This window comes from Vibrio sp. Vb1574, from assembly GCF_033338675.1.
In genome coordinates this window covers 1-1,453 of record NZ_JAWOTC010000191.1, presented here as the reverse complement: position 1 = coordinate 1,453, position 1,453 = coordinate 1, and the positions used below count along the sequence as shown (strand labels likewise).

At 45.5% G+C, this 1,453-nt stretch carries 2 protein-coding genes; one reads left to right on the top strand and one right to left on the bottom strand.

What is annotated here, in order from left to right:
* The coding region (locus tag R7O12_RS24715) for a UvrD-helicase domain-containing protein (protein ID WP_318126692.1) at positions 1-661 on the bottom strand (661 nt) is incomplete at its 3' end.
* A gap of 169 nt (positions 662-830) precedes the next feature.
* Between R7O12_RS24715 and R7O12_RS24710 the strand changes: the two genes are divergently transcribed.
* On the top strand, positions 831-1,412 hold the full coding sequence (locus tag R7O12_RS24710; RefSeq protein ID WP_005487525.1) for a TetR/AcrR family transcriptional regulator: 582 nt from the start codon (positions 831-833) through the stop codon (positions 1,410-1,412).
* Positions 1,413-1,453 lie beyond the last annotated feature (41 nt).

Sequence of the window (1,453 nt, the reverse complement as noted above, 5' to 3'; positions counted from 1 at the left end):
TGTTGGTATCTTGGTATTCATCAACCAATAGATAGCGGATGCGATTTTGCCAACGCTGACGCACGTCTTCATTATTACGCAGCAGCAATACCGGCAGCAGGATCAGGTCGTCAAAATCGAGCGCGTTGTACGCCTTCATCTGCTTCTGGTACATCTCAAAACAAAAAGCGAACAGCTGTTGTTGCTCGCCTTTCGCCATCGCTTTGGCTTGCTCTGGCGTCAACATGTCGTTTTTCCAGTTGGAGATCGTACTCAATAGTTGTTTGAGTAGGTCTTTATCAACGTCGAGTCGCTTTTCCGTCAACTCTTTCAACAGCGCCATCTGGTCTTGATCATCAAACAACGAAAAGCCCGCTTTTAATCCAAGCTGCTTGTACTCACGTTTGATGATATTCAAGCCTAATGTATGGAAAGTAGAAACCATCAAACCTTTCGACTCGGCTTTACCCAAGGTTTGACCAACACGCTCTTTCATTTCGCGCGCGGCTTTGTTGGTAAAGGTCACGGCCGCGATGTTTCTTGCTTTGTAGCCACATTGCTGAACCAAGTAAGCAATTTTATTAGTAATTACGCGCGTTTTACCTGAGCCTGCGCCGGCAAGCACTAGGCATGGACCAGACACGTATTTTACGGCTTCATCTTGTCTAGGGTTCAGCTTCATACAAATTCTCTGCGGGTGACAAATGTGGCGCCTATGATAAAGGGGTGGCTCTTTGAATGCTACGGTGATTTTCTCGTAAATTTTACCCCGATTGGTGCAACATTCTGTTGCATAGTAGACCAGACTTTAAGCTATAATGAATGAACGTTCATTCACTGGTAGTAGGATTATGACGGACAACCCTGCTGTAGATAAACGCGATCAAATACTTGCCGCTGCGGAGCAGTTAATTGCAGAGTCTGGCTTTCAAGGGCTTTCCATGCAAAAGCTGGCCAACGAAGCAGGTGTCGCCGCCGGGACGATTTATCGCTATTTCTCAGACAAAGAACATCTATTGGAAGAAGTGCGTCTTAACGTAGCCAAACGCATTGCCTCTGCAGTGCAAGCGGGTGTTAATGACGACATGCCATTGAAGGAACGCTATCGAACCATGTGGCTCAACATCTGGAATTTGGCGGGTTCCAACTTAAACGCCATCAGTAATCGAGTTCAATATGATTCGTTACCTTGCACAACAAGAAACAAGACGTGGGAACTTGAGCGAAAAATGTTTGCCCAAGTAGATCGCCTTTTCAACCAGGGCAAAGAAGAAGGGGTTTTTAAGCCTCTCGATAACGAAGTGCTCTCTGGATTAAGCTTTGAAGCAAGCGTCGCGCTTGCGAGAAAACATGCTTTGGGATTTTATCAATTGGACGACGATGCGCTGGAAGCAGCCATTGAAGCCAGTTGGGATGCAATTATTAAACACTAACTTGGAGTTCTTAATAGAATGAAAAAGTGGACTTTCTTTAT

Excerpts from the sequence above, each read along its gene's own strand:
- R7O12_RS24710 (WP_005487525.1), top strand. The coding sequence starts at position 831 with ATGACGGACAACCCTGCTGTAGATAAACGCGATCAAATACTTGCCGCT.